Annotated in this window: 23 protein-coding genes; 6 read left to right on the forward strand and 17 right to left on the reverse strand. The window is 49.6% G+C overall.

The features are described from left to right. The first annotated feature begins 58 nt into the window (after positions 1–58). Positions 59–1,084: a sugar kinase gene (locus tag DXA87_RS05985; protein WP_021905128.1), complete on the forward strand. Its 1,026-nt coding sequence runs from the start codon at positions 59–61 to the stop codon at positions 1,082–1,084. 223 nt (positions 1,085–1,307) lie between these two features. Here the strand turns inward: DXA87_RS05985 and DXA87_RS05990 are convergent, their stop codons facing one another. From DXA87_RS05990 to DXA87_RS06035, 10 genes are all read right to left on the reverse strand, one after another. Then, positions 1,308–1,943: a GNAT family N-acetyltransferase gene (locus tag DXA87_RS05990; RefSeq protein ID WP_117468983.1), complete on the reverse strand. Its 636-nt coding sequence runs from the start codon at positions 1,941–1,943 to the stop codon at positions 1,308–1,310. A gap of 2 nt (positions 1,944–1,945) precedes the next feature. Next, on the reverse strand, positions 1,946–4,090 hold the full coding sequence (locus DXA87_RS05995) for a M28 family peptidase (RefSeq protein ID WP_242998015.1): 2,145 nt from the start codon (positions 4,088–4,090) through the stop codon (positions 1,946–1,948). A 126-nt stretch (positions 4,091–4,216) separates the two neighbouring features. Beyond that, a complete protein-coding gene (locus DXA87_RS06000) occupies positions 4,217–5,092 on the reverse strand; it encodes an SseB family protein (protein WP_117503545.1) in 876 nt (291 codons plus the stop codon). Between the two features lie 154 nt (positions 5,093–5,246). Then, entirely contained in the window at positions 5,247–6,626 is a 1,380-nt protein-coding gene (locus DXA87_RS06005; RefSeq protein WP_015552957.1) for a L,D-transpeptidase family protein, read from the reverse strand. Positions 6,627–6,991: 365 nt separating this feature from the next. Next, a complete protein-coding gene (locus DXA87_RS06010; RefSeq protein ID WP_117503546.1) occupies positions 6,992–8,242 on the reverse strand; it encodes a M20/M25/M40 family metallo-hydrolase in 1,251 nt (416 codons plus the stop codon). A gap of 388 nt (positions 8,243–8,630) precedes the next feature. Further along, a complete protein-coding gene (locus tag DXA87_RS06015) occupies positions 8,631–9,143 on the reverse strand; it encodes a nitroreductase family protein (RefSeq protein ID WP_015552955.1) in 513 nt (170 codons plus the stop codon). A gap of 136 nt (positions 9,144–9,279) precedes the next feature. Further along, positions 9,280–10,488 (reverse strand): cation:proton antiporter, encoded by a 1,209-nt coding sequence (locus DXA87_RS06020; protein ID WP_117503547.1) that lies wholly within the window; start codon positions 10,486–10,488, stop codon positions 9,280–9,282. Positions 10,489–10,490: 2 nt separating this feature from the next. Further along, positions 10,491–11,255 carry an amino acid ABC transporter ATP-binding protein gene (locus tag DXA87_RS06025; protein ID WP_117503548.1) on the reverse strand — a complete coding sequence of 255 codons (765 nt, stop codon included), beginning with the start codon at positions 11,253–11,255 and terminating at the stop codon, positions 10,491–10,493. Positions 11,256–11,274: 19 nt separating this feature from the next. Continuing rightward, positions 11,275–11,925, reverse strand: coding sequence for an amino acid ABC transporter permease (locus tag DXA87_RS06030; RefSeq protein WP_347465600.1), 651 nt, complete (start codon positions 11,923–11,925; stop codon positions 11,275–11,277). Positions 11,926–12,271: 346 nt separating this feature from the next. Continuing rightward, positions 12,272–13,132: an amino acid ABC transporter substrate-binding protein gene (locus DXA87_RS06035; protein WP_117503549.1), complete on the reverse strand. Its 861-nt coding sequence runs from the start codon at positions 13,130–13,132 to the stop codon at positions 12,272–12,274. 347 nt (positions 13,133–13,479) lie between these two features. Here DXA87_RS06035 and bsh point away from each other — a divergent pair, with 347 nt between their 5' ends. Together bsh and DXA87_RS06045 are read left to right on the forward strand one after the other, a co-directional pair. Next, positions 13,480–14,454 carry a choloylglycine hydrolase gene (gene bsh, locus DXA87_RS06040; protein ID WP_117503550.1) on the forward strand — a complete coding sequence of 325 codons (975 nt, stop codon included), beginning with the start codon at positions 13,480–13,482 and terminating at the stop codon, positions 14,452–14,454. Between the two features lie 62 nt (positions 14,455–14,516). Continuing rightward, complete coding sequence (locus DXA87_RS06045; protein ID WP_117503551.1) at positions 14,517–15,461, forward strand: membrane dipeptidase; 945 nt, start codon at positions 14,517–14,519, stop codon at positions 15,459–15,461. A gap of 159 nt (positions 15,462–15,620) precedes the next feature. On the opposite strand, the gene DXA87_RS17930 is transcribed toward DXA87_RS06045, so the two are convergent. From DXA87_RS17930 to DXA87_RS06055, 3 genes are all read right to left on the reverse strand, one after another. Beyond that, on the reverse strand, positions 15,621–15,794 hold the full coding sequence (locus DXA87_RS17930; protein ID WP_158553033.1) for a TetR-like C-terminal domain-containing protein: 174 nt from the start codon (positions 15,792–15,794) through the stop codon (positions 15,621–15,623). A gap of 229 nt (positions 15,795–16,023) precedes the next feature. Beyond that, positions 16,024–16,518, reverse strand: coding sequence for a nitroreductase family protein (locus DXA87_RS06050; RefSeq protein ID WP_117503552.1), 495 nt, complete (start codon positions 16,516–16,518; stop codon positions 16,024–16,026). Between the two features lie 123 nt (positions 16,519–16,641). Then, a complete protein-coding gene (locus DXA87_RS06055; protein WP_117468973.1) occupies positions 16,642–17,280 on the reverse strand; it encodes a hypothetical protein in 639 nt (212 codons plus the stop codon). 280 nt (positions 17,281–17,560) lie between these two features. On the opposite strand from DXA87_RS06055, the gene DXA87_RS18705 reads away from it, so the two are divergent. The 3 genes from DXA87_RS18705 (at position 17,561) to DXA87_RS06070 (ending at position 18,734) form a co-directional block, all read left to right on the forward strand. Beyond that, positions 17,561–17,752: a helix-turn-helix domain-containing protein gene (locus DXA87_RS18705; RefSeq protein WP_348982208.1), complete on the forward strand. Its 192-nt coding sequence runs from the start codon at positions 17,561–17,563 to the stop codon at positions 17,750–17,752. A gap of 136 nt (positions 17,753–17,888) precedes the next feature. After that, the gene (locus DXA87_RS06065; RefSeq protein ID WP_117503553.1) at positions 17,889–18,551 is read left to right on the forward strand and encodes an AroM family protein; all 663 of its coding nucleotides are present in this window, start codon (positions 17,889–17,891) and stop codon (positions 18,549–18,551) included. A gap of 51 nt (positions 18,552–18,602) precedes the next feature. Next, the gene (locus DXA87_RS06070) at positions 18,603–18,734 is read left to right on the forward strand and encodes a helix-turn-helix domain-containing protein (RefSeq protein ID WP_242998016.1); all 132 of its coding nucleotides are present in this window, start codon (positions 18,603–18,605) and stop codon (positions 18,732–18,734) included. A 128-nt stretch (positions 18,735–18,862) separates the two neighbouring features. Here DXA87_RS06070 and DXA87_RS06075 read toward each other — a convergent pair whose 3' ends face one another. The 4 genes from DXA87_RS06075 to murC form a co-directional block, all read right to left on the reverse strand. Then, on the reverse strand, positions 18,863–20,041 hold the full coding sequence (locus DXA87_RS06075; protein ID WP_117483560.1) for a ribose-phosphate pyrophosphokinase: 1,179 nt from the start codon (positions 20,039–20,041) through the stop codon (positions 18,863–18,865). Between the two features lie 211 nt (positions 20,042–20,252). Then, positions 20,253–21,251, reverse strand: coding sequence for an ATP-binding protein (locus DXA87_RS06080; RefSeq protein WP_117503554.1), 999 nt, complete (start codon positions 21,249–21,251; stop codon positions 20,253–20,255). A 112-nt stretch (positions 21,252–21,363) separates the two neighbouring features. Continuing rightward, a complete protein-coding gene (locus DXA87_RS06085; RefSeq protein WP_117503555.1) occupies positions 21,364–22,494 on the reverse strand; it encodes a DnaD domain protein in 1,131 nt (376 codons plus the stop codon). A 405-nt stretch (positions 22,495–22,899) separates the two neighbouring features. Continuing rightward, entirely contained in the window at positions 22,900–24,282 is a 1,383-nt protein-coding gene (murC, locus tag DXA87_RS06090) for a UDP-N-acetylmuramate--L-alanine ligase (RefSeq protein WP_117503556.1), read from the reverse strand. Positions 24,283–24,530 lie beyond the last annotated feature (248 nt).

Below are 24,530 nucleotides of genomic sequence, written 5' to 3' on the forward strand. Positions count from 1 at the left end.
TATATTATTTTATCTAGCACAACAGGTTAAATTATATTAAATTTTAAGGAGAATCCTCATGTCCAAGAGAGTTATTACATTTGGTGAAATCATGCTCCGTCTCGCTCCGGAGGGATACTATCGTTTCGTTCAGGCTAACAACTTCGGCGCTACTTACGGCGGCGGCGAGGCTAACGTAGCTGTTTCCCTTGCAAACTACGGTTTTGACGCTGCATTCGTTACAAAGCTTCCGAAGCACGAGATCGGCCAGGCTGCTGTCAACGAGTTAAGAAGATACGGCGTTGATACTTCCACTATCACACGCGGCGGCGACCGTGTAGGTATCTACTTCCTTGAAAAAGGTGCTTCCCAGAGACCGTCCAAGGTTATCTATGATCGTGCACATTCCGCAATCTCCGAGGCTACTCCGGAAGATTTCGACTGGGCTAAGATCTTCGAGGGCGCTGACTGGTTCCACTTCACAGGTATCACACCGGCATTAAACGACACTGTTGCTGCTATCTGCCTTGAGGCATGTAAGAAAGCAAAAGAACTCGGCATCACAGTTTCCTGCGACTTAAACTACAGAAATAAGCTCTGGACAAAGGCTAAAGCAGGCGAGGTTATGGGTGAGCTCTGCAAATATGTTGATGTCTGCATCGCAAACGAAGAGGATGCTTCCGATGTATTCGGTATCAAGGCTTCCAACACAGACGTTACAAAGGGTGCTGTAAACCACGAGGGTTACAAGGACGTTGCAAAACAGCTTGCTGACCGTTTCGGTTTCCAGAAGGTTGCTATCACACTTCGTGAGTCCATCTCCGCAAACGATAACAACTGGTCCGCTATGTTATACGATGGCAAGGACTACTACTTCAGCAAGAAATACGCAATGCACATCGTTGACCGTGTAGGCGGCGGCGACAGCTTCGGCGGCGGACTGATCTACGCTTGCTTAAGCGACATGGATGCTCAGAGCATTATCGAGTTCGCAGTAGCAGCTTCCTGCTTAAAGCACTCCATCGAAGGCGACATGAACATGGTTTCCGTAGACGAAGTTAAGAAATTAGCTGGCGGCGATGGATCCGGACGTGTTCAGAGATAATCAAAATCTTTGATCCTGCATCACCTGTATATCGGGTGATGCGATCATGAAATAGTTGCCCAATTTGCCAATAAGGGCAAGTTTATTCCTCAATATATACCATAAAAATAAGGACCTCAGCGGCTGCCAATCGCTGAGGTCCTTGTTTTTTATCTGTTATGAAATTTCCTGACCGTTTCCGGTGCACCGCAGAGCCGCCATGGCCGGATAAGTCCTCTTCAGGTTACTGAATTTCTCTCACCAGGCAATACTGCTTCAGTCCCATGCCTTTCTCCACGATCCCGAACACCTTAAATCCGAAATGCGCATAAAACGCCACATTCTTCTCATTGTGCGTCTCCAACGAGATCATCATCCGGTGTTCTCCGGCATACCGGATCGCATCATCCATCAGTTTTTCCGCAACCCCGTGATGCTGTACACTCGGACTCACCGCAAGGTAGATGATATGTAAGCGGTTCTCCTGGTGAAGCTGGGCCGTCCAATGGGAGTTTAAGTAATCACGTCCCTTGATAAAATTCCAGAGCGTCTTTAAGCTCTTGTCCTCCTTGATCAGATACTCATCTGTCTTTAAGGACGCCCACGCTTCTGTAAGGTAAAAGCGGACCGGATCATATTCCTCCGCCTCATCGGAGACGACCAGGAGTCCGTTTAACTCCGGGCTATCCGCAAAAATTTCACATGTCTCATAAAACTCGTTCAGATCACACTCAAAAAGTTCCGGCATCAGCCGCTTTCTCGTCTCGGCATCCGGGATCAGAGTCTCATAAAGCGGGTCTCTGGCAAAACATTCTACCAGCATTTTCTGGAGCCGGGGCAGATCTTCTCTCTGTACCCGGTACAATATCTGGCTGTCCATAACTAAAAATCCAACACCTCTTTCGCTTTTTTTAACCCATCCGTCAGGGTATCCACGGCCTGGGTCATATATCTTATGTCATCGTCAAAGCAGGCAAGCTGCTCTTCCTCCATTTTTTTCAGTGCACAAAGCTCTTCCGTCACGTCATGTCCGCCCTCGGCGATCTTCTTTTTGAGACTCTTGACCTCTTTCGAGAGATCCACATGATGGACGATCCGTCCAGCTCCCCACTGCAGCCGGTCTTTTTCCTGGTTCAAGACATATTCCGTAAAATAGTGATATACTTCATCGTCAAACTGGAACGCATACTGATTGTTGTCCACCAGATACAAGGCGTCAAGAGCCCCTCTGACGTCCTTATTTTCCAGACTGCGCACTGCATCGCCGATATGGCGCAGATTGCTCTGGGCGGCCTCGTGGGGGAACAGGACCTCATCGTGCCAGTTGAGACGGACAAAATAGTCCTGGCATTTGCGGAACAAATACAGGAGCTGCCTCTGAAGCGCAGCGTTTCTATCATTCGCTTCTGTATCCGCTGCATTTTCGCCACGTTGAACAGTCGCACTTTCCGCTTCATCCGCCCCATCGGCCTCGGATTTTTCTTCTATATGAGATTCTTGACCACCTTTATGTATACAGCATGCAGCATCGGCATTCTTCACATCATTAATTTCTTTTACCTTCCGGTACACCTCATCCGCGATCTTCTTCGCCTCAGCCGTCCGCTCCAGCAGAACCCGGAGACTCTTCTCGTCCTCCCGTCCCGTAACCGGTCTGACGCTCTCCTGGAGCGCCTGGAGCGTTCTTCCAACATTCACCGGCGCAACTTTCACCCGGTCGAATGCCATGACAAGAAGTCCATACAGCTCATGGTGGAACCGGAACACATCCGCGTTGTAATACTCGTCGTTGTCAAACTGGGAGTGATAATGGGTCTCCATAAACTCCGCGCTGCTAAATTCATTCACCATGGACGGAATTCCTGAGATCGCAACGGAGAAATCATCTGACCACGTCTCGATCGGGCACTGGACCCCGAGACCTTCCGGGTAGACCTTTCTCGCGTCCACAGGAAACTCTTTCACAAATTCTGTCAGGAAGTCTTCATATTCGTAGGTGGACCGGATCGCGTCCCAGGGATTGTGGGCGTAGGCCGGGAGCTCGAAATTCAGGTCCGCGATGACCTTTCCCTGCCATTCCGGCCGGAGCTTAAATACCTGCTGCCATGCACCGGTAGACCAGTCATACTTGGAGTTCTCGATCCCCCATTCCTCCGCCGCCATACAGCAGAAAACGATGGTCTTCTCAGGTTTATATCCAATCTCTAAAAGCGTCCTGGCGATCCCAAACATCAGCGCGATAGCGCAGTTATCATCCTGAAATCCATCAAAATAAGAGTCATAATGGCCGCTGAGCAGGATCATGTCCTCCGACCTTCCGGGAATGGTTCCCCAGACATTATAGGATGGCATATTTTCCTTCACTACGGATTTCGCGTCAAACTGTACCGTGATCCGCGGTTTCTCCTTTAATGCCGCTTTCAGGATCTCCGCATCCTTTCTCGACATGGAAAACGCCGGGGCGTCCTTCGGTCCTGCGATATCCTGGGCATTTAACGCCTCACTGTCAATCTCTCCATAGCCGTTGTCCTGAACTGCGATCACCGCCGCCGCGCCCTTTAAGTGGGCCTGATACACCGGATAGTTGATCCACCACTCGTCTCTCTGGTTGATATCCACCATCACAAGGCATCCTGTCACATCCACGCCGTCATAGTCCGCTTCCTTTCCTCGTCCGGCATAGACAAGCGGATACTCTTTCCAGCCATCCGTTACAAACTCTGTCTGATAAGCGCCGAGCTGGATTTCATGTTTTTCTCCGTCTCGGTCCGTAAACCGCATGACCGCCTTCTCAAACTCCCAGGAATCCAGACAGATCTCATCTTTATGGATATCAGAGAGCCCGATCCGCTTCATCTCCTCTTTCAGGAATTCCCCAGTGCCAAATTCCGCCTTCGATCCCGCCGTGCGGTAGCCAAGGACCGGATTGCTCTTAAATTCCTCCATCTTCTTTGCGAGGCGGTAGGAATATCCGATATCCACTGCCTTTAAATATGTTTCTTCGATCTTCCTTCTGTCACTCTCCAAAGCTGTCAACCTCCTTATCCCACCTCTGCGGGCCTGTTCCCTGAGACCGGGAAGTATTACAAACTCCGCCGTATCCTGCTCACTGTTTTCCGTGATGCGGACACGCCGGAGTTTCATAATTTTTCTTTAGTTCTCTGCCTTATTCCCGGCTCCGCTCTCTTCCTCAGCGCCTGCTCTCTCATGAGTCGCATTGACCTCGACCTGAGTTGCCTGAACTGCCGCCTGAGCATCCGCATGTGCAGCAGCTTCCGGGTTCGGAACAGTACGCTTTGTGATCGGCATCTGGAGATTAACGCCAAATGGGTTTACAACCACTCCCTTTGCCTCTTTTACGAGGATGCTCGGGATCTTATCTGCGGTTACCGCGATCGCTTTGAACTGGTTCTTCGAGTTGAATTTTCCGAACTCAATGATGTCCGTAAAGATCGGCTGGTACGCATCACCGTTTTTCTGTTTTAATAACGGAACGCCCGCACCTTCCTGAAATGCGGTGATGTATGTTCCGCGGGTAAAGTCTGCAAGGATCTCCTCCTGCATCTCCTTTAACTCATCCGGCATCTTCTCGAATTTCTGTCTGCGAAGCTCCTGCATAAAGTACAGGGCAGTCAGATGAAGGCTCGGGTTCTCGATCCAGGTTTTCTTCTCTTCTTCCGGTGCACCCGGCTTATTCTGGCCCGGACGGTTCACAAGCTCCGAAAGCTGGATCCGGCACTCGCTCTCCATATACTGGTCTACCATCAGGCAGTTTACACCCATCGTGTAAAGGTTTCCATAAAAGTGAAGCATCTGGTTCGCGTCGACTTTCGCGATCTGTACCGGAATCTTCTCCTCGATGAGGCGCTTGCCCTCACGTCTGATATCTTCTTCCTTAAAATAGAGCAGAACTTCGTCATCGAATGTCTCTTTGTCGCATACCACATACGGCATTTTTGTGCACAGAGACATGATAACATAGATCTCCTTTGCGTTTCTTAACTGATTTAAAACCTGCTGTTTATCCATTTTTTCTTTCCCTTTCGGTATTCATGCTGCGGCTTTTGTCACCTTTTCCGGTGCATATCTCCCTCTGATGAATATTCTTTCCATAATTATTTTTCGTAAATGCGCAGCCATACTGAACAGTTACTTTTCATCCTTTTTGAGATCCGTCCCCGCTTTAATTGCAGCAGATGATCGGAATTCCCTTATATGCGTTCTCATACACCTGTGCTGCTACCTTCGGCGGCAGGTTGATGCATCCGTGGGAACCGTTTGTCTGGTAGATCGTTCCGCCGAACTTGCTTCTCCAGTCCGCGTCATGAAGTCCGATCCCACCGTTGAACGGCATCCAGTATTTTACAGGAGCCGCATAATCTTCTCCCTTTAATACACGGTCTTTCTGTTTATAATACAGCTCAAAGAGTCCCGGAGGTGTCGTGTAGTTCTTTGACACGTTTCCGGATACGAACGGGCTGTCGATGATCACTTTTCCATCTTTATAGAAATAGAGATGCTGTGTGGCAAGATCCACCTCGATATAAGTCTGTCCGAAATCATAACCATCGTGGGTCGCGCCGCGGCTCTCGTAGATCGGCTCGCGCTCCGTTGTCTGGCACGCTTTTACTGCCTCCACGAGGGCGTCTGTCTCGGCTGTCTGGTTGATCTTCCAGCCATATTTTCCGTATACAACAACATCCCGGCCGGATGTCGTCTTATACTTATGGTTTCCGTAAGTGTCATACTTATCCGCTAAAGACTTCACATATGCTACTGCCTTGTCACGGTCTACCTGGATCTCAGTGCCGTTCGTCCCAGTCACCCATTTTGCCAGTTCCAGACCATCCAGGGTCTCTCTGCTGGATCCAAACACATATGTAATCTGGATATCCTTGTATGCGTTTAATGTTGTGCAGAGCTGTACCAGGTTCGCGTCATCAGATTTTACGGTGATCTTTTTATAGCAATCCTCGTCTGCAAGCCGGATCTGTTTTTTCTGGCTTAAAAGTGCTGATTTAACGGCAGCCTTCATTTTATCCATATCCAGTTCGTTTCCCTGAACTTCTGGAACGATCGTAAAGGGTTTTCCTTCCTCGTAAGCAGAGATATACGCGTTGGAAGTCGGTGTTGCCGCCGTCACACAGTGCAGGTTTGCCAGCGCTGCGGCAAGCTTCCCGTCATCGAGAGTTGCCTCCACGGTCACTGTGTAGCTCTGGTCAGAGCCGGGCCCCGTCTTTCTTCCTGTGTCATTCTGCTCCTTTAAAATATCATCGACGCTGCCGGTAACGTTTAAGTGGTAACCGACATCGGTTCCCTTTAAGACTTCCAGGTTGCCGTCCGCGTCCTGTATTTTAATCTCGTAGTGTTCGTTGAAATAACCTTCCAGATATCCTTTCGCCTGCTGTGCCGTCTGCTTGGAGACATCCACCGCATTGATCGTAGTGCCGCGTACAAATTTTGCCGTATCGCTATCTGCCGCTGCCATCGCAGGAAACGCTGTTCCCACCACCAGCATGCCGATCACAGCGCCTGTCGGAAGAAGCATTCTTATTTTTTTCATGATTCCATCCTGCCTTTTTTATTTTCAGTTACCGGATTGCTCTCTTCTTGTTCGCCTCCGGCGCCCAAGAAACTCCGGGCATTGCCCTTATACCGCTTTTCATTCAAAAGCGTTTATGCTGGCAAGCTTGCAGCACGCTTTCGACTGCAGATCGGCACAATCCAACTGTCATTCTCTATTTTATCCAACGCACTACATAGTGTCAAGGTGATTATTTCTTGCTTTTTCCTTGATTTTCTGCGGCAAATGTGCGGCTTTTCATAAAAAGTGTCACCATGCAGATCGGTCGATCAAAAACGGCACACACCCGCCATTTACCTGACAGGCCTGTGCCGTTTTCATGCTAAGCTTTCATTTTTATCCTGCTATTTCTCGATAATGCTCTCTACATCATCCATGCCCGCGCAGAGCAGCGCAAGCAGCAATGTCTGCTGGCAGCCCTTATATGCACCCTCAACCTTAAACTGCTCGGAAAGCATATGCGCGTGGATATCATAATCCGCGCCCATGCCGAGGCACACTGCCGGGAGTCCTGCTTCGAGAGCACGGTTGCAGTTTGTGGAGCCACCGTTTCCAAGCTTCGGCTCCTCGCATCCAAGATACTCTGCCGCCGCCATGGCGCCCTCTACGATCGGCGCATGGGCATCCTGATGGCCGGCATTGACATCACAGATATGTTTTACATCGTATGTGATCGTATCCATGCCCCAGCGCTCTGTCTCCTCCTTGCATGCCTCATCGATGGCATCGAAGATCTTCTTGCGGAGCTTCTCAAGCTCTTCCTGAGAGTTCGAACGGAAGTTGAAGCGGATCTGTGCCACCGGAACGATCGCATGGACAGCCTCGAAGCTTCCCGCCTGCATGGTGGTCACCGCAAATGTAGTCATCGGCTCCTTCGGAACCTGGATCTCAGAGATCTTCGCGATCGCACGTCCTGCCGCATGGATCGGGTTTGCTACCTTTGCGAAGGCTCCGCAGGCATGTCCGCCGATGCCGTGGAAGTTGATCTCGTATGTCTGGATTCCGGTCGCCTCATAGGTGATCTCCTGAAATCCCGGGCCGTCAACGGAAATGCTGGCATCCAGCTCCGGATGGTGGTTTACATAATACTGCATTCCTTTTAACGCGCCGGTTCCTTCCTCCTGAACCGTTCCGACAAACTGAATATCGCCCTTTGTCTCAATTCCTGCCGCATTTAAAGCGCGGATCGTAGACAGGACGGTCGCACATCCTCTCGTATCATCCACGATTCCCGGGCATTTGATAAAGCCGTCCTCACGGACGATCTCAAGCTTTGTATCAAGCGGGAATACCGTGTCCATATGTCCCTCTACAAGAACCGTCTTTCCGCCACCGGTACCTTTTCGGATTCCGATGCAGTTGCCGTACTCGTCGATATGGCAGTCTGTAAGACCTTCCTCCTTAAACATCTCAAGAAGTCTCGCTGCTTTTTTCTGCTCATGGTTCGTCGGTGCCGGGATCAGGGTAAGCTCGATCTGTCTGTTGATGATCTCGTTCTGGTCATCTTCCATAAACTGAAGGGCTTTCTGAACCTTTGCATCCTTTGTCAGTGTGTCGAATTTCTTCTGAATCTTCTCGGAAACCTTATATTCCATCTGTCATTCCTCCGTTTTTCAATACTGAGTAACAGAAGCGGTCATCTCAGGCTGCCTCCTGTCCGATATTTTACCACAAAAAAGATATTTTGTGTATTTTTTATACGAACAAAAGTTTTTATGCCGCGAACACGTCGTTACAGTACACGGGCACTCCATGCCCGCGCACTGTAACAGGATTTTGCCGATGCTTCGCATTCCGAATCGGCAAAATCCACTACCACCACTGTATTGTACGGAATTTTCAGTTCAGAAAATTCCTACCCGTGTACAGTAACAACACGTCACTGACATTGCCCGTGTACAGCAACGCGAACACTTCAGAAAAAGAAGAGACCTGCCCGTGGCTTTCTTCCACTTTGGCAGGTCTGAATCTATGTATATGCTTTTACAGACGGATCACCATCTCATCTAACGGCATTCTGTCGGTGTGAAGTCTTGACGGATGCGCCGTCTCTGCCGGATATCCGAGCGGAAGCATCGCAGTCGCAACAAGTCCCTTCATCTCCGGGAACAGCTCATGAAGCTTCTCCTGGCTGAACATGCCGACATAGCAGGTTCCAAGACCGAGATCTGCCGCCTGAAGCATCATCTGTGTCGCCGCGATCGTCGCATCGATCTCCCCGTGGTTCTTCATATCTCCCTCACGGTTCCAGGCCTTCGCCGGATCATACGCGACAACAAGGATCACCGGTGCATGGAACTTGCATGCGGTGCACTCCTCTGCTTTCTCCAATGCCTCTCTGCTCTGCATCACAAGAATGCGCTGCGGCTGGAGATTGTGAGCCGTCGGTGCATTGTGACCTGCCTCCAGCACCTTTTCCAGCTTTTCTGCCTCCACCGGGCGATCTGCATATTTTCTAAGAGAATATCTTTCTGCGCATAATTTTTCGAAATCCATAATTGCCTCCTGTTTTGCGGTATTTCAAATATCAGCTCAGTGAAATAAAACGTCCCTGATGAAAACGCCTGCCTGATACCGCATATTTTGCGCTCATTATAGCCCACATCCGGTATTTTTTCAAATCAAATTTATATTATGAGATTTTTTCCTGTTTTTTCAACAGCTTCTTATACGTCATATCCATCCCGATCGCCCCAAGCGGTGCCGTGATCAGGATTGCAAGGACCGCTACTGACAACACGATCTGACCGCAGGCAAGTCCCATTGCCATCGGAACAGAACCGATCGCCGCCTGCACCGTCGCTTTCGGCAGATACGCGATCACCGTAAATACCCGTTCCTTCTTATCCAATGCCGTTCCCGTCATGCACACAAGAACACCGACAGCACGGAACATCAACGCCAGCAGGATCATGACAATCGCCGCGGCTCCGGCCATCGCCGTATACCGGATATCAACCGCTGCACCGACCAGTACAAATAAGACAACTTCCGCCGCGATCCAGAGCTTTCCGAATTTCTCCGAGAGTCTTCCTGAGACAGATTTCGGGCATTTGATCTTCAGAACGCATGCCATGCTGACTACGGCCAACAGACCGGACACTGATACATAAGCCTTCACCCATGTCTCCACAGCCATCAGAAGGAAGGAAACTCCAAGAACGATCATGACCTTCATACTGTTTCTCACATAATGTGCTTTCGCATAGGCGGTCTCAAAAAAGAGGCTCAAAAGATATCCAACGACCGCGCCCAGCAGGATTCCAAGCACAATGGACACCGGGATATTTAAAAACTGCTTCATATCCGCCGTACCGCCCTGGGCCATCCCGGAAAATGTGGAAAACAGCACGATTACAAAAATATCATCGCAGGACGCTCCCGCTAAGATCATCTGTGGAATACTCTTTTTCGTTCCATATCCGCTTTCCATGAGCTGTACCATCCTCGGCACTACGACCGCCGGAGACACTGCCGCCAGGACCGCGCCCATGACTGCCGCCTCAATTCTCGTTATCCCCAGGATCATCGGCGCACAGAGCAGATATCCACAAATCTCAAAGCTTGCCGGTACAAACGACATCATGACTGCCGGACGGCCTACTTTTTTCAGATCCGCAAGATTTAAAGAAAGCCCTGCTTTCAATAAAATAATAATAAGAGCCATCTGCCGGAGTTCCGATGAGATCGACAGGATCTTGTCATCCAGAAGACCTAAAACATGCGGTCCCAGAATAATTCCCGTGAACAGCATACCAATAATACGCGGCAGCCGCAGCCTCCCGCAGATTGCTGCGGCGGAAAGTCCCACTAAAAATATTAACGCAAGAGAGGTCAACATAATTACAGGATCTCCCCATATCGTCCCAGAAAGCTCCTCATTCTCTCATTATCGGATGCAAACACCTTCTCCGGCGTTCCCTCCTCGACGATCACGCCGCCCTCCATGAAGATCACGCGGTGGGAAATATCCCTTGCAAACGCCATCTCATGGGTAACGATCACCATGGCGATATTCAGATCCGCCAGAGAACGGATCACCTTTAACACCTCGGCTGTCAGCTCCGGGTCCAGAGCTGATGTGGGTTCATCGAAGAACAGGATCTTCGGGTTCAGCGCCAGAGCTCTCGCGATCGCCACACGCTGGCACTGTCCTCCGGATAACTGGCAGGGATAATAGTCTTCCTTGTCCGCCAGTCCCATCTTCTTTAACAGCTCTCTCGCTTCCTGATATACCGTCTCCTTGTCTCGCTTCTGCACATGGATCGGCGCGTCAACGATATTCTTCAGCACAGAATAATGCGGGAAAAGATTAAAATTCTGGAACACGAGACCATACTGGCTCCGGATCTCCTTCATGTCCTTCTTATCCGCATAGACCACATGTCCGTCCTTGTCCGTCCATGCCGCTTTTTTCCCAAGATATACGATCTCGCCGCCATCCATCTTCTCAAGCATTGTCGCGCACCTGAGCAGCGTTGATTTCCCGGATCCGGACGGTCCGATGATGGATACGATCTCGCCCTCGCCGATGCTGATGGAGATATCCTTCAGCACAGACAGGTTCTCAAATGATTTTTCTACATGATTTAACTCTAACAGATTCATGATCCACAGACCTCCAGTCCTACCGGTAATAATCCAGCTTTTTCTCGATCCACTCCATAACGACAGCCACGATGAGGTTGAACACATAGTAGAAAATTCCGGCTGCGACAAACGGGATCATATTTGTCTGGGATGCTGCCAGGGCTTTCGCGATCGTGAACATCTCAGCGACACTCAGGGTGAATGACAGGGACGTATCCTTTACAAGTGTGATCACCTCATTTGTGATCGACGGCAAAATGCGCTTGATGACCTGAGGCAGAATGATCTTGAAAAAGGTCTGAGCTTTCGTGTAGCCAAGGATCTGTGCCGCCTCATACTGGCCGATCGGCATCGACTGAATGCCGCTGCGGTAGATTTCTGCAAAATATGCCGCGTAGTTGATCACAAAGCCGATAAAGGTCGCTGTCAGGCGGTAACCGCTGCCGACTTTAATATGAAACAGATAGTATGGTCCGAAATAAACGACCATCAGCTGCAGCATTAACGGAGTTCCGCGCATGATAGAGATGTAAAATTTTACGATCATGCTGATCACGCGATTTTTCGATAAGCGTCCGAACGCCACAATAAGTCCAAGTGGAAGAGAAAACAGCAGCGTGATCACGAAGATCTGCGTACTGATCAGCATACCACCGGCGAGCTGTGCGACCATCTGCCCGATTGTCATTTTACCCATACGATCTTTACCTGCTTTCCTTCATATTCAAGTCGAACGTCCGTGAGACTTGGCGCGTGATTCTGGTCAGCAAAGCTGACATATTCCATACAGAATCACTGCGCATCCTCGCGGAGCGTTTATCTCAGTCAGAGACCTGACTCCCACTGAGACAAATTTGCTATTATTCACCATCTAAAGAGGTGGGAGTCTTCTCGACTGAGATAAATAACACAAATTACGGGAACTGTTTTCCGGTTCCCGTAATCAAAATTCTTTTACTATTTTAGCCGATATGGGAATGTCTGTCAAACAGCATTTCCGTATCCCGCAAGATTTCTACAGCTCCGACACGCGCTTACTTTCCGATCGTCGTAACGTCCTCGCCGAACCATTCATCAGAGATCTTCGCTAATGTGCCGTCGGCAGCCATCTCCTCTAACGCTCCCTGTACTTTATCTCTTAACTCTGTGTTGCCCTTCTTAAAGCCAATGCCATATTCTTCCTCAGAGAGGGAATCGTCAAGGATCTTAAAGTCCGCGTTTCTCTGCTTGATCTGGTAGCCTGCAACGATCACGTCCATTGCGACTGCGTCAACCGCGCCCTGTTCGAGATCCATAAATGCGGTGTTATAATCCGGTGTCGTTAAAAGCTGGCCGAATGTATTTGCAAGATCCTGATTTTCCTTCAACGCAGCCTCCGCTGAGGAATCGGCCTGTACTTCCACGACTTTTCCCGCAAGGTCAGCCTGACTCTTGATATCGGAATCGTTCGCTACAACGAATACCTGCTTGTTTGCCATATACGGTGTAGTCCAGGTATAATCATCCTCGCGGCCTGTGATCGTAAATCCGTTCCAGATACAGTCGATGTTGCCGGATTCAAGCTCCATATCCTTGGAGTCCCAGGCAACCGGCTGTGCCTTGTATTCGAGACCGAGACGGCTTGCGACTTCTTTCGCAAGATCAAGGTCAAAACCTGTGTATTCGCCGTTGTCACCAACAAATCCCATTGGCGGGAAATCCTGATCGAAGCCGACGATCAGTGTGCCTCCTGCTGCTTCTGCCGTCTCCGCAGTTGTCGTACCTGCTGTTGTTGTCTCCTCTTTTTTCTCGGCAGTTGTCTCTGCTGCTGTTGTCTCTGTCTTTGCTCCGCCGCATGCTGCGAGGGAAAGTACCATTGCGGATGCCATAACTGCACTTAATAATCTCTTTTTCATCATTATTTCCTCCTCTTATCTGTCCGTGATCCGGCTGCCCGGACCAGCTTTTTGTCATATCCGAAAACCGGCCGCATTTTTCTGTCCGGTTTCACCTCTCTGTTTTCATCGTGCTATCATGTTACCATACTAAAGTGTTTTTGTAAAGCTCTTTTTAATGAATTTTTCCAAAAAATGCGGTATAATCTTTTTTATGCAGAAGAAACTATATCCGTATTTATCTCAGGCGAAAAGACTCCCGCCTCTTTCAGGTGGTGAGTAACAGCAAATTTGTCTCCGTGGGAGTCAGGTCTCCGAATGAGATAAACGCGCTGCGAATTTACTATTTTTAAGGAGGTTCCTGTCTTATGTGTACAGCAGCAACTTACAAGACAAAGGGCTTTTATTTTGGAAGGACCTTAGACTACGAATTTTCCTACGGCGAGGAGATCACGATCACTCCCCGCAATTACCCGATCCCGTTCCGCCATATGGGTACGCTTACATCCCACTATGCCATCATCGGCATGGCGCACATTGCAGACAATTATCCTCTGTATTATGATGCCATGAACGAAAAGGGACTCGGCATGGCAGGACTCAACTTTGTCGGAAACGCCGCCTATGCAGAGCCGGTGGATGGAATGCAGAATGTTGCCCAGTTTGAATTTATCCCCTGGATCTTAAGCCGGTGCGCAACCATTCCGGAGGTCCGCGAAGCACTTGCCCGTATGAATCTTGTCGGAACACCTTTTAGTCCGCAGATGCCTGCCGCAAGTCTCCACTGGATCATTGCCGATAAAAACGAGGCGATCGTTGTGGAATCCATGGCCGACGGACTCCATGTCCATGATGATCCTGCCGGTGTTCTCACAAACAATCCGCCCTTCGATCTGCAGATGTTCCATTTAAATAACTATCTCGGGCTTTCCCCGCGCCAGCCGGAAAATCATTTTTCTCCGGAGCTTCCGCTTGCCACCTACAGCCGCGGCATGGGCGCTCTCGGTCTTCCGGGGGATCTCTCTTCCCAGTCCCGCTTTGCCCGCGTGGCATTCACCCGCGCGAACTCGATCTCCGGTGACAGCGAAGAAGAAAGCGTCAGCCAGTTCTTCCATATCTTAGGCTCTGTGGACCAGCAGCGCGGCTGCTGTGAGGTTGCAGAAGGAAAATATGAGATCACGATCTACACCTCCTGCTGCAGTGCCGAGACCGGAACCTACTACTATACGACCTACGAAAACCACCAGATCACCGCGGTGGATATGAAAAAAGAGGCGCTTGATTCCGATTCCCTGATCCGCTACCCGATGATCCTAAAAGGCGAGATCCGGAGACAGAATTGACGGAAACGTCTGAACGGTTCCGTTACAATAAATTCAAAATATATTTTCAGGAGGAATTTCCCATGAATCCCTATGCTCTTATCGATCTGCACTGCGACACGCTCACAGACTGTACCCATAAGGGGCTGACCCCGGACACGCTTGATGATCCGGACCGTGTGCTCTCCCTGAACGCGATCCCGTCTGACGTTCACTGGGCACAGTTTTATGCCATCTTCATCCCGGATCAGCACCGCGGACAGGCCGCCATCGATTACTACGAAACAAACCGTGACAATTTTAACCGCCAGATGGAAAAATTCCATGACCGCATCTCCCCCTGCCGTTCCGCTTCCGATATGCAGGCTGCATGGGAGGCAGGAAAGACGGCCGCTTTTCTGACCATCGAGGGCGGAGCAGCTCTCGCCGGTGATATCACCCGCGTAAAAAAACTGGCAGATGACGGAGTCCGCTGCATGACACTTACCTGGAACGGCGAAAATGAGCTCGGTTCCGGCCACGCCACCACTCACGGAATGACAGATTTCGGACGGCAGGCAGTCCATGAAATGGAAGACCGCGGGATCCTCGTTGATGTCTCCCATTTAAACGACACCGGCTACGCCGACCTCTTTGAGACCGCCCGCCGTCCGTTCGTTGCGACCCACTCCAACGCGCGCGCCATCTGTTCCCACAAGCGGAACCTGACGGATGATATGATCCGCGAGATGGTCCGCCGGAACTGCCTCATTGGTCTGAACTACTGCAAGAGTTTCATTACCGATGGAGGCATCGGCGATTCTCCCGACGACCTCTACCGCCACATCGAGCACTTTTTCAGCCTCGGTGCCTATGAAAACATCGCCCTCGGCTCCGACTTCGACGGTGCGACACTTCCTACATACCTGAACACTCCGGCAAAGGCTGCTGATCTCTACGAATATTTCCTGGAAAAGGGAATGTCAAAGGATCTGGCAGAGGGAATCATGTTCCGGAACGCAGAAGAATTTTTCAGAAAAAATCTGTAATTTGCATCCGTCTGCCCGCAAATGCGCATCATCGGCACGTTAATGCCTTTTGTGTAGCAGGGAATTCCCCGAAACTTCCTGTTACACAAAAAGGGCGTGTGAAAAATGAAGCTTTATTCTTCACACGCCCTTCGCGTCCGATCCTGTTTTGTTTCAGGATCATTTTTTTAATTTTTTCAAGACTCCCTCAATTCCGCCTTCTACCAGAATGCAGGCATCCGAAAAGCAGTCCAGATCCTTTGCCTTCATCCCATTGCTGACCCAGTCCAGAAACAGACCGACAAACACTCTGGAATACGCCCTGCTGATAAAGTTCTGCTTCTCAACCGACATATTCGCGATTCCCGGATTGCTGTGCAGAAGATCTGTCTCCGGATATCATATAGCTCTACGATCTCCCGCACGGTAATATCATCGATCGCCTTCTTTGCCAATAACGTCGTCAACGCCGTCGAAATATCTACCTTTGTCCGATCCTTCATTGCTTTTTCTCCCCCCAGTAATGCGAAAAATTCATTCCGGACCGACTCCGTCGATGGAATCTGTCAGAAAAAAGACCGTCCTATTTCACATAATGGATCCTGCTCTGATCGAACCGATCCTGCTGGGTCCGCTCCTCATCCGGGTAACCGAGAGCAAAGATGCCGAAGGCCCGCTGTCCCGCCGGGATCCCGACGATCTTCTCTACATCCTTCATCCGGTCCTCTCTCGGAGCTACGCCGAGCCATACGCCGCCAAGTCCGATCTCATCCGCTGCAAGCCACAGGTTTTCCATCATGATGCTCATATCGATCTGTGCAAATTCCGGCAGATCGCATTCCTCACGGTATGCAGTCACGATCGCCACCGGTGCTTTTCCTGCCGGGGCGGAGAACGGGCTGGACTCTCCGAGCTGTTTTAAGACTTCACAATTTTCTACTACATAAAACTCCCACGGCTGCTGATTCTTCGCGGACGGCGCTGCCATCGCTGCCTCCAGAATATAGCCGATATCTTCATTTGATACAGCCTCATCTTTAAATTTACGAATACTTACACGGTGAAATAAATCTGCCATTTTTAAACCCCATTTTCTTTCTTGATATATTATAATTCTCAAAAACTTTGCTATTCCCGGACAGCTAAACTGAAGACCGTTATAGCCAGCTATTTTCCGGAAAAAATCCCATATTTATATTTTTTACTGCAATTTCTTGATCTCCAGAGGGAAACTTACATCCTCGGAATCCATATATACAACGCCAATCTTCGCTCCGCTGTCTCCGCCCAGAGCATCCTCATCCATCGGACAGCCATCCTTCATGAAACCCATCTCAGTTCCATCTGCTGTCACCATCATAAACGTGCTCATCGCATTGGCCGTCGTCGTTCCCTCTGCGTATGCGATCGTCCAGTCATCATCTCCCGGTGCCGCGATCACCATATTGACTTTCTCCAGATCCATATTGTCATGGATCTCGACACCGATATATCCAATCACAACAAGACTGTCATCCGCGATCTCGGTCTCCACGTCACCAATATTCCCGGTCGTGATCACATATTCTCCACCGTCATCTGCTTTGAGCGTAAACGTTCCTTTTTCGTCATTTGTCCCCGTCACGATTCCCTGAAGCAGGTGATAATCCGCAAGCCTCTCATCGTCCTGCGCCGCTGTTCCACTGGTTTCAGAAGACTCACTCTCCGCCATCCCTGTTCCGGTTGACTCAGCCACTGTCTCTGCTGCCGCAGTTGTCTCCGCCGGTTCTGCCTTCTGGCATCCGGCCGCCAAAGCTGCGCTCATTGCTACTGCTGTCATGTACAAATACGTCTTTCTCATAGCTGTCTCCTCTCTGTAAGCCGCATTTCATTATAGCATATTTCTTATATCTTATCAATCAGACTGCTGACGCACATCAGCCTTTCTGTGCCAATATCATACCACATCCGGACAGCGGAAAATCCTAAATTTCTGTTAAATTTATCTTACCTCCTGACATACACCAGCTGATAAGCGGCAAGTCATAAGAAACCCTCCGGTTACCGCATTTTGCGATTCCCGGAGGGTTCCTCATTCTCAATTTGGCAGGGTTTTCTCTATTTTCTCATAAACTCCCCATGTGCCCTCTTCTCGAGAAACGCCGTCGTCGCCTCCAGCTGAGAACGACTCTGCCCCCCTCACAGGATGCCGGGTTCATTCCTTCCATGCCTACGAAAAGTACGGAAACGTCCGTGAGGCCGCAGAGAGCCTCGGAATGACACCGTCAACGTTCGTCCGGAAGAGACAGAAATATACGAAAAATGTGGATTGATAGATGGGAAGCACAATGTTTATCTGGCTTTGAGCCAACAGATGTGATATATTGATGATATCTGAACAAAGGTAGCATGTACATGTGGACTGTCACTGACAGCCCTCAAACCAATGATTCTGAAAGGGGTATCACTATGAAAAAAATCGGCGCGATTACTGTCGGCCAGTCTCCCAGAGTTGACCTGATTCCTGAGATCCAGCCCATCCTCGGAGACTCGGTTGAGATCATTCAGGCAGGAGCACTGGACGGACTTTCAAAGGAAGAGATTGCAAAGTTTGTTCCACGTCCCGGTGAAAATGTCCTTGTGTCGAGACTCACAGACGGAACCTCAGTGACATTCGGGGAATCCTACATTCTTCCCCGCCTGCAGCTTTGCATTGACGATCTCGAACAGCAGGGTGTTTCCCTGATCCTTTTCCTCTGCACCGGAGAATTTCCGGCTGAATTTCGCTCCAATGTCCCCCTTATCTTCCCTGACCATATCTTAAAGGGACTGATCCCGGCCATCGGCGTGAAAAATCTGTCTGTCATCATTCCTACAAAGGAGCAGGAGGCACAGATGCCCGGAAAATGGAAAGACTGCTGTGACTCTCTCCACGTGACCTCTGTATCCCCATACGGTGATCCTCTCGCTGTTTTTGCAGCATCAAAGGAGATCCCCGCTGATACAGATCTGATCCTTTTAGACTGCATCGGATACACCATCGAAATGAAGGAACGCATCCAGGCTCTGACCCAAAAACCAGTCCTTCTTTCCCGTACACTCGTAGCACGGGTGATTCGTGAATTAGTCTAATGTTTTTCCCCTGGCAGTTTTTCTCACTTCATTTTCCAAGGGATTTTCAGCATCTCCTGTTTCCAATACTGTTCCGGTTATCGGGCCAAAACAGCCGAATATCCTGGCATCTCAAGGCGCTGCCTGCAATATAAGATCAAAGAGTACCATATCTCATCGCAATGTCACTATGATGAAAGCTGAATCTTTCATAAGAGTCCCAGAAATAAAGAAGTGCCTGTCCTTCTCCGGAAAATTTCCGGTAAAGGACAGGCATTCTTATATGGTCACATAATTTCTAATTCACTGCGGTTCGTTCACTGCCAATATTCTTATCTCTCCCCGGCGCGGTACTTCGCCAACAGGCGGTTGATCCTTCCTGTCGGGTTTAAGAGATCGCTCAAGGACGCGTCGTGGTTCAAGTTGTCGATGATAAGAGCAATGTACTTACTCATGTCAACATTGATATAGTACGGTTTTGAGAGCAGCTCCGGTGTCTGGTAAACAAGGTTCGTCGTCAGGACGCGGTCGATGATGCCATTCTCGTAGTACTCATCAAATTTCTTTAATCCGCCTGTAAAGAGACCGAATGTCGTGCAGATGAAGACCTTTCTTGCCTTCATTCTCTTTAACTCTTTTGCGGTGTCGAGCATGCTCTCGCCGGAGGAGATCATATCGTCAACGATGATCACGTCCTTGCCCTCCACGCTTGCGCCGAGGAACTCATGGGCAACGATCGGGTTGCGGCCGTTGATGATCTTTGTGTAATCACGTCTCTTGTAGAACATACCGAGATCCAGTCCGAGAACATTTGCGAAGAAGACTGCGCGTCCCATACCGCCTTCATCCGGGCTGATGACCATCATGTGGTCACTGTCGATCTCAAGCTCCTTCTCGTTCTTTAACAGGTATTTGATAAACTGGTAGATCGGCTGTACCGTCTCAAAGCCCTTTAACGGGATCGCATTCTGGACGCGCGGATCATGCGCATCGAACGTAATGATGTTCTCAACGCCCATGTCAACAAGCTCGCGGAGCGCCATCGCGCAGTCTAAGGACTCACGACCCGTTCTCTTGTGCTGGCGGCTCTCATAGAGGAACGGCATGATCACATTGATCCTTCTGCCCTTTCCGCCTACGGCTGCGATCACGCGCTTTAAGTCCTGATAGTGGTCATCCGGAGACATGTGGTTCTTTAAGCCGTTCATCGTGTATGTCATATTATAATTGCAGACATCTACCATAATATAGAGGTCATCACCGCGGACAGACTCTGTCAGCTCTCCCTTTGCCTCACCAGAGCCGAAACGCGGAGTCTTTGCGCCGATAATATAGGAATCTTTCTGGTATCCAGCAAAAGCGATCGTGGTCTTATGCTCGCTCTCTCTTTCTTTTCTCCACTCGACCAGCCAGGCATCTACCTTTTTACCCAGATCCTCACAGCTTTTCAGCGGAATCAGACCTAAAGGTCCAACCGGTATTGTCTCAATCTGCTTTTCTTCGTACAGCATTCCTGTTCCTCCCTGTTTTTTCTACTCATTATTTGATATTTTTATCCGCCGCTCTCCGGGCTGCCTGTTCTTCACGGTATTTACCCGGTTCCCCATTTTTGCAGCGTACATACATTTCATTTATAGCACCATCCACCCGCCCCGTCAACCGGATTTCCGGCCGTCTCCGACAGGATTTTCCTTTTTTCTACGACCATCCGGCACATTTTTATTATCCTCTGCGCATAAATCCTCTGCGCACGAGACGGAGATCATCCCCGATCAATGGTATGATCTTATACCGGCTCATGATCCTTGATGTCACGCGCTCCGTGAACGCGTCCTGAAGCTCGCCAAGTGTCAGGTTTGTGGAGATGATCGTTCCCTTATTTCGGTTCAGCCGCTCATTAACACAGTAAAACATCTGGGATGCCGTGAATGTATTGATCAATTCAGTTCCAAGGTCGTCGATGATCAGAAGGTCACAATCCAGAATATAGGACGCCCGGTCCTTCGCCTCATCGTCATCGCCTCCACTGAAACGGCTTCCTGCCAGAATGTCGAACATATCCGTTGCCGTGAGATAGACCACAGAAAAATATCTTCGGATCAGCTCCCGCGCGATACAGTTGCTCAGGAATGTCTTTCCACAGCCCGTATTTCCGGTGAACAGGATACTTCCTTTCTCATTTTTGAAGTTTTCCACATATTCCTTACATTCCCTGATCACCCTGGACATATAGTCGTAGACGGTCATTCCTGTTTTTTCGTCCACATGATTTCTGTCATAGTATGCCATGGAAAGTGTGTCGAAATTCTCCCGTTCCAGAACTTCGCGGATATTCGACTGGTCGTACAGGATCTCGATCTCCATGTGCTTGAAGCAGTGGCATTTTTTTCCGTCCGTGTATCCCGTATCCTTACAGTCCGGGCAGACGTACTGGAGCTCCAGGTAGTTTGCTGGGTATCCGTTCTGTTTTAAGTAGACCGCTTTCTGCTCTTTTAAAAATTCCGCGTCTTTTTTCAACTGATCCGCCGCCGCACGGTCACCGGCAAGAATCTTTCTCGCCGCCTGAGCCATAGTCGCCGCGATCTCGTCGGACAGCGCCTCTACCTGCGGGACTTTCTCGTACACTTCCGCGATCCGCTTATCCTGCTCGCGCTTGTCCTGAAACTGTCTCTGATTGTAGACACGCATGATCGCGTCGTACTGGGAATTACTGAGTGCCATCCGCACTGCCTCCTTTTTTCCTGCATTTTTTACGAGTTTCCATTCAGAGAACTTATTCCCCGTACACAGTAACTCTTGCGGTCCATGCATCAAGGTGCGGACCGACTGACCGTTATTTTCTGTTCTTTATGTCATCCCAGACATAATCATCGTAATTGTAGGACCGCTGTTCAAAGTTGTTGAACCGGTTTGTCGATGTGTTCCGGGTCTGTCTCGATGCCGCGCCGGATTTTTTCGCCTGTTTCTCCTGACGAAGTTTATCTAAGGCCTCAACGTCCTGTAAGGTCCGCACGCCGTTTTCCTTCCAGCCTGTGAGGATCTTGTCGGCATATGGGAAGCTCGCCGCTCCCGTGGCTGTGAGCGTCCTGTTGCATGCCTCCGTGACGATCATGGAATCGAAACCGAATTCCTTAAACCAGCGGCGTATAAATTCCTGTTCTGCTGTTCCGGGAATCCTTCCCATGATGCCGAATGCTTTCTTAACCGCAGACATATCTTTTGAGTATCTTATAGAGTATTCTCGCGCCTCATCCTTAGTATGAATTCCTTCCTCATACCATTTTAAAGCTACTTTCTCTATGTAGCGAATGCTCGTGTGGCCGCCTTCAGCACAGTATTCCGCGAGATATTCGAGAAGCTCGCATGACATGTGCAGCACGTCGTAAAAGTAGGCAAATTTCTCACATTCGATCGCGCTGAATGTCTTTCCGAGATACTGCTGAACCGCGTAGAGAAGCGCGGAGAATTCCTCATCGGAGGAAAGGCGTTTCATACGGTCGTAACTGTTTCCTGCATCCGGGATCGCAGGTTTTTCCATGGACGGCACATCCTGGGATGCCCCTTCGTCCATCGGAACCTCCGCCCCTGATTTCTGTCCGTTCATTTCTCCCCGTCCGGGCGCAGATCCCGCATTCTGACGGTTTTCTGCGAACCTCGCGCCTGAATTTTCTGTCTCTTCCGCCATCTCCCGCGTCACCGCAGTCTCCTGCTCTTCCACGAATTCTCTTTCCGGTGCGAGAACACCCGCACGCTCCCAGTAGGCCAGAGCGCGGCGGACATCCGCCTCTGTGTGGTTCAGCGCATCCGCGATATCCGGGATCTCCACGTTCTCACCTTCATGGCGCAGAAGATACAGATACACTTTTACATATTCTCCGCTGGCTGTCCCCATGTATTCGTCAATAAATGTATTGGAAACGGCGGTCACTGCCGCATTTATGTTGTTTTTGTAGCCTAAACCCATTCTTTTTTCACCCTTTATGTTCACGTTCCATTTCAAATCTGCCTGATATATCCGCCTTCTGCCCTATCGGTCGTTCTCTCCATCGGCCACTTACGTCTCACATTTTCAGTTTTCCGGGCAGCACCGCACTTTCCGGCACACTCGTTATCTCTTCTCATCTTGAAATATCATAACATACCCCCACAAAAAATGAAATAGCCGGAATTATCCACTGCGCTGATTGTGGATAATGTGGATAACGTGGATAAATGCGTTACATAATTATCAATGAAACTCGAAAAATTCCCGTTTTTCCTTATTTTTCCCTACTTTCCGGCATTTTCAAATTTACAGTTATGTAAATCAAAAAATCCACAGGGTATTCAACAGGATTCTGTTGAAAACTCTGTGGATAATGTGGATAACTTACTGTCCAAGGAGCTTTTCGCCCACTTTTACAATATCTCCGGCCCCCATAGTTATCAACAGGTCGCCGTTGACACAATTTTCAAGAAGAAATGTCTCGATCGCATCGAAACTCGGGAAATAGTGGGTATCCGTCCCCAGCGCAGCGATCTTTTCCGCCAATGTCCCGGAGCTGATTCCCAGATTATCCGTCTCCCGAGCTGCATAGATGTCCGCGAGAACAACATGGTCCGCTGTGGATAACGCCTTCGCAAAGTCCTCCATCAGCGCCTTGGTTCTCGTATATGTATGCGGCTGGAAGACGCACCAGATCTCACGGTGTGGGTAATTTTTCGCCGCTGCCAGAGTTGCCGCGATCTCCTGCGGATGATGCGCGTAATCATCGATGATGGTCACACCGCCGATCTCGCCCTTTTTCTCGAATCTGCGGTGAGTACCTGTAAATCTAAGAAGTCCGTTCTTGATTCCATCTCCGCGGATTCCCAGCTCATGAGCCGCCGCGATGGCCGCCAGGGAATTGTATACATTGTGGATTCCCGGAACGCCCAGTGTAATTGTATCAATTGCTTTTCCGTCTTCTAAAAGTATGTATGTCGCGCAAGCGTTCTCGTTGAATGTCACGTCCGCGGCACTGTAGTGGCTCTTTGCCGGATCACTTCCGACGGTGATCACCTTGATCGGAAGTCCGTCGCAGATCTCCTTATAGTCGTGGATATCGCTGTTGATGATCAGGATGCCGTTTTCCGGAAGAAGCTCCGCAAATTTGCGGAAAGAATGGCGGATATCTTCGATGTCTTTGAAGAAATCGAGGTGATCTGCTTCTATATTTAATATGATCTCCATGTTCGGGAAGAAGGACAGGAAGCTGTTTGTATACTCACAGGCCTCTGTCACGAAGAGCTCCGGACCGCCGACACGGATGTTGCCGCCGATAGAGTCCAGCATTCCGCCGACAGAGATCGTCGGGTTCTTCTTCTCGTCCATAAGGATCTCCGTCAGCATGGAGGTCGTCGTTGTCTTTCCGTGGGTACCGGATACGGCGATGGATTTCTCATAGTTTTTCATGAGCTGTCCGAGAAGCTCTGCTCTGGAAAGGATCGGCAGATTCTTCGCCGCTGCCGCCGCGTACTCCGGGTTATCCGGGTGGACTGCCGCTGTATATACAACAGCGTCGATATCGTCAGTAATGTTCTCCGCCCGCTGCCCGTAGACGACCTTTGCGCCGTGGGCGGTGAGCTTATCGGTGAGCTCGGATTCATGGGCATCGGAGCCGCTTACTGTGAATCCTCTCTCCAGCAGGATCTCAGCCAGTCCGCTCATGCTGATTCCGCCGATTCCGATAAAGTGAATGTGTTCTGGTTTATTAAAATCGATATGATACATCGTTGTCTCCTTTCGGATGTTTGATCTCTATTTTAAATGTTTTACACTGTATACATTTAAGCACGTATAAAATATGTGTTTAAATATACACAGTCTTTTACACATGATATCACAAAAATTAAAGAAAATCTATCCTCGAGGAAAAATTAACATGAGGCGAAATTCACGCAGATCTTTTCTTTTCTGTGCAGCACTTTCTATATAAAAAGGGCGTGTGAAAAAATGAGAAATCATTTGGCCCTTCTTTT

Origin of the sequence: Desulfotomaculum sp. OF05-3, from assembly GCF_003435535.1 — a bacterium.
Lineage (GTDB): Bacteria > Bacillota > Clostridia > Lachnospirales > Lachnospiraceae > Pilosibacter > Pilosibacter fragilis.

Excerpts from the sequence above, each read along its gene's own strand:
- DXA87_RS06025 (WP_117503548.1), bottom strand. The coding sequence starts at position 11,255 with ATGAATCTGTTAGAGTTAAATCATGTAGAAAAATCATTTGAGAACCTG.
- DXA87_RS06020 (WP_117503547.1), bottom strand. The coding sequence starts at position 10,488 with ATGTTGACCTCTCTTGCGTTAATATTTTTAGTGGGACTTTCCGCCGCA.
- DXA87_RS06085 (WP_117503555.1), bottom strand. The coding sequence starts at position 22,494 with ATGGGTTTAGGCTACAAAAACAACATAAATGCGGCAGTGACCGCCGTT.
- DXA87_RS06030 (WP_347465600.1), bottom strand. The coding sequence starts at position 11,925 with ATGACAATCGGGCAGATGGTCGCACAGCTCGCCGGTGGTATGCTGATC.
- DXA87_RS06075 (WP_117483560.1), bottom strand. The coding sequence starts at position 20,041 with ATGCTGTACGAAGAAAAGCAGATTGAGACAATACCGGTTGGACCTTTA.
- DXA87_RS06005 (WP_015552957.1), bottom strand. The coding sequence starts at position 6,626 with ATGAAAAAAATAAGAATGCTTCTTCCGACAGGCGCTGTGATCGGCATG.
- murC (WP_117503556.1), bottom strand. The coding sequence starts at position 24,282 with ATGTATCATATCGATTTTAATAAACCAGAACACATTCACTTTATCGGA.
- DXA87_RS06045 (WP_117503551.1), top strand. The coding sequence starts at position 14,517 with ATGAATCCCTATGCTCTTATCGATCTGCACTGCGACACGCTCACAGAC.
- DXA87_RS06055 (WP_117468973.1), bottom strand. The coding sequence starts at position 17,280 with ATGAGAAAGACGTATTTGTACATGACAGCAGTAGCAATGAGCGCAGCT.
- DXA87_RS05990 (WP_117468983.1), bottom strand. The coding sequence starts at position 1,943 with ATGGACAGCCAGATATTGTACCGGGTACAGAGAGAAGATCTGCCCCGG.
- DXA87_RS06065 (WP_117503553.1), top strand. The coding sequence starts at position 17,889 with ATGAAAAAAATCGGCGCGATTACTGTCGGCCAGTCTCCCAGAGTTGAC.
- DXA87_RS17930 (WP_158553033.1), bottom strand. The coding sequence starts at position 15,794 with ATGTCGGTTGAGAAGCAGAACTTTATCAGCAGGGCGTATTCCAGAGTG.
- DXA87_RS06000 (WP_117503545.1), bottom strand. The coding sequence starts at position 5,092 with ATGGATAAACAGCAGGTTTTAAATCAGTTAAGAAACGCAAAGGAGATC.
- DXA87_RS05985 (WP_021905128.1), top strand. The coding sequence starts at position 59 with ATGTCCAAGAGAGTTATTACATTTGGTGAAATCATGCTCCGTCTCGCT.
- DXA87_RS06015 (WP_015552955.1), bottom strand. The coding sequence starts at position 9,143 with ATGGATTTCGAAAAATTATGCGCAGAAAGATATTCTCTTAGAAAATAT.
- bsh (WP_117503550.1), top strand. The coding sequence starts at position 13,480 with ATGTGTACAGCAGCAACTTACAAGACAAAGGGCTTTTATTTTGGAAGG.
- DXA87_RS06050 (WP_117503552.1), bottom strand. The coding sequence starts at position 16,518 with ATGGCAGATTTATTTCACCGTGTAAGTATTCGTAAATTTAAAGATGAG.
- DXA87_RS06035 (WP_117503549.1), bottom strand. The coding sequence starts at position 13,132 with ATGAAAAAGAGATTATTAAGTGCAGTTATGGCATCCGCAATGGTACTT.
- DXA87_RS06080 (WP_117503554.1), bottom strand. The coding sequence starts at position 21,251 with ATGGCACTCAGTAATTCCCAGTACGACGCGATCATGCGTGTCTACAAT.
- DXA87_RS06010 (WP_117503546.1), bottom strand. The coding sequence starts at position 8,242 with ATGGAATATAAGGTTTCCGAGAAGATTCAGAAGAAATTCGACACACTG.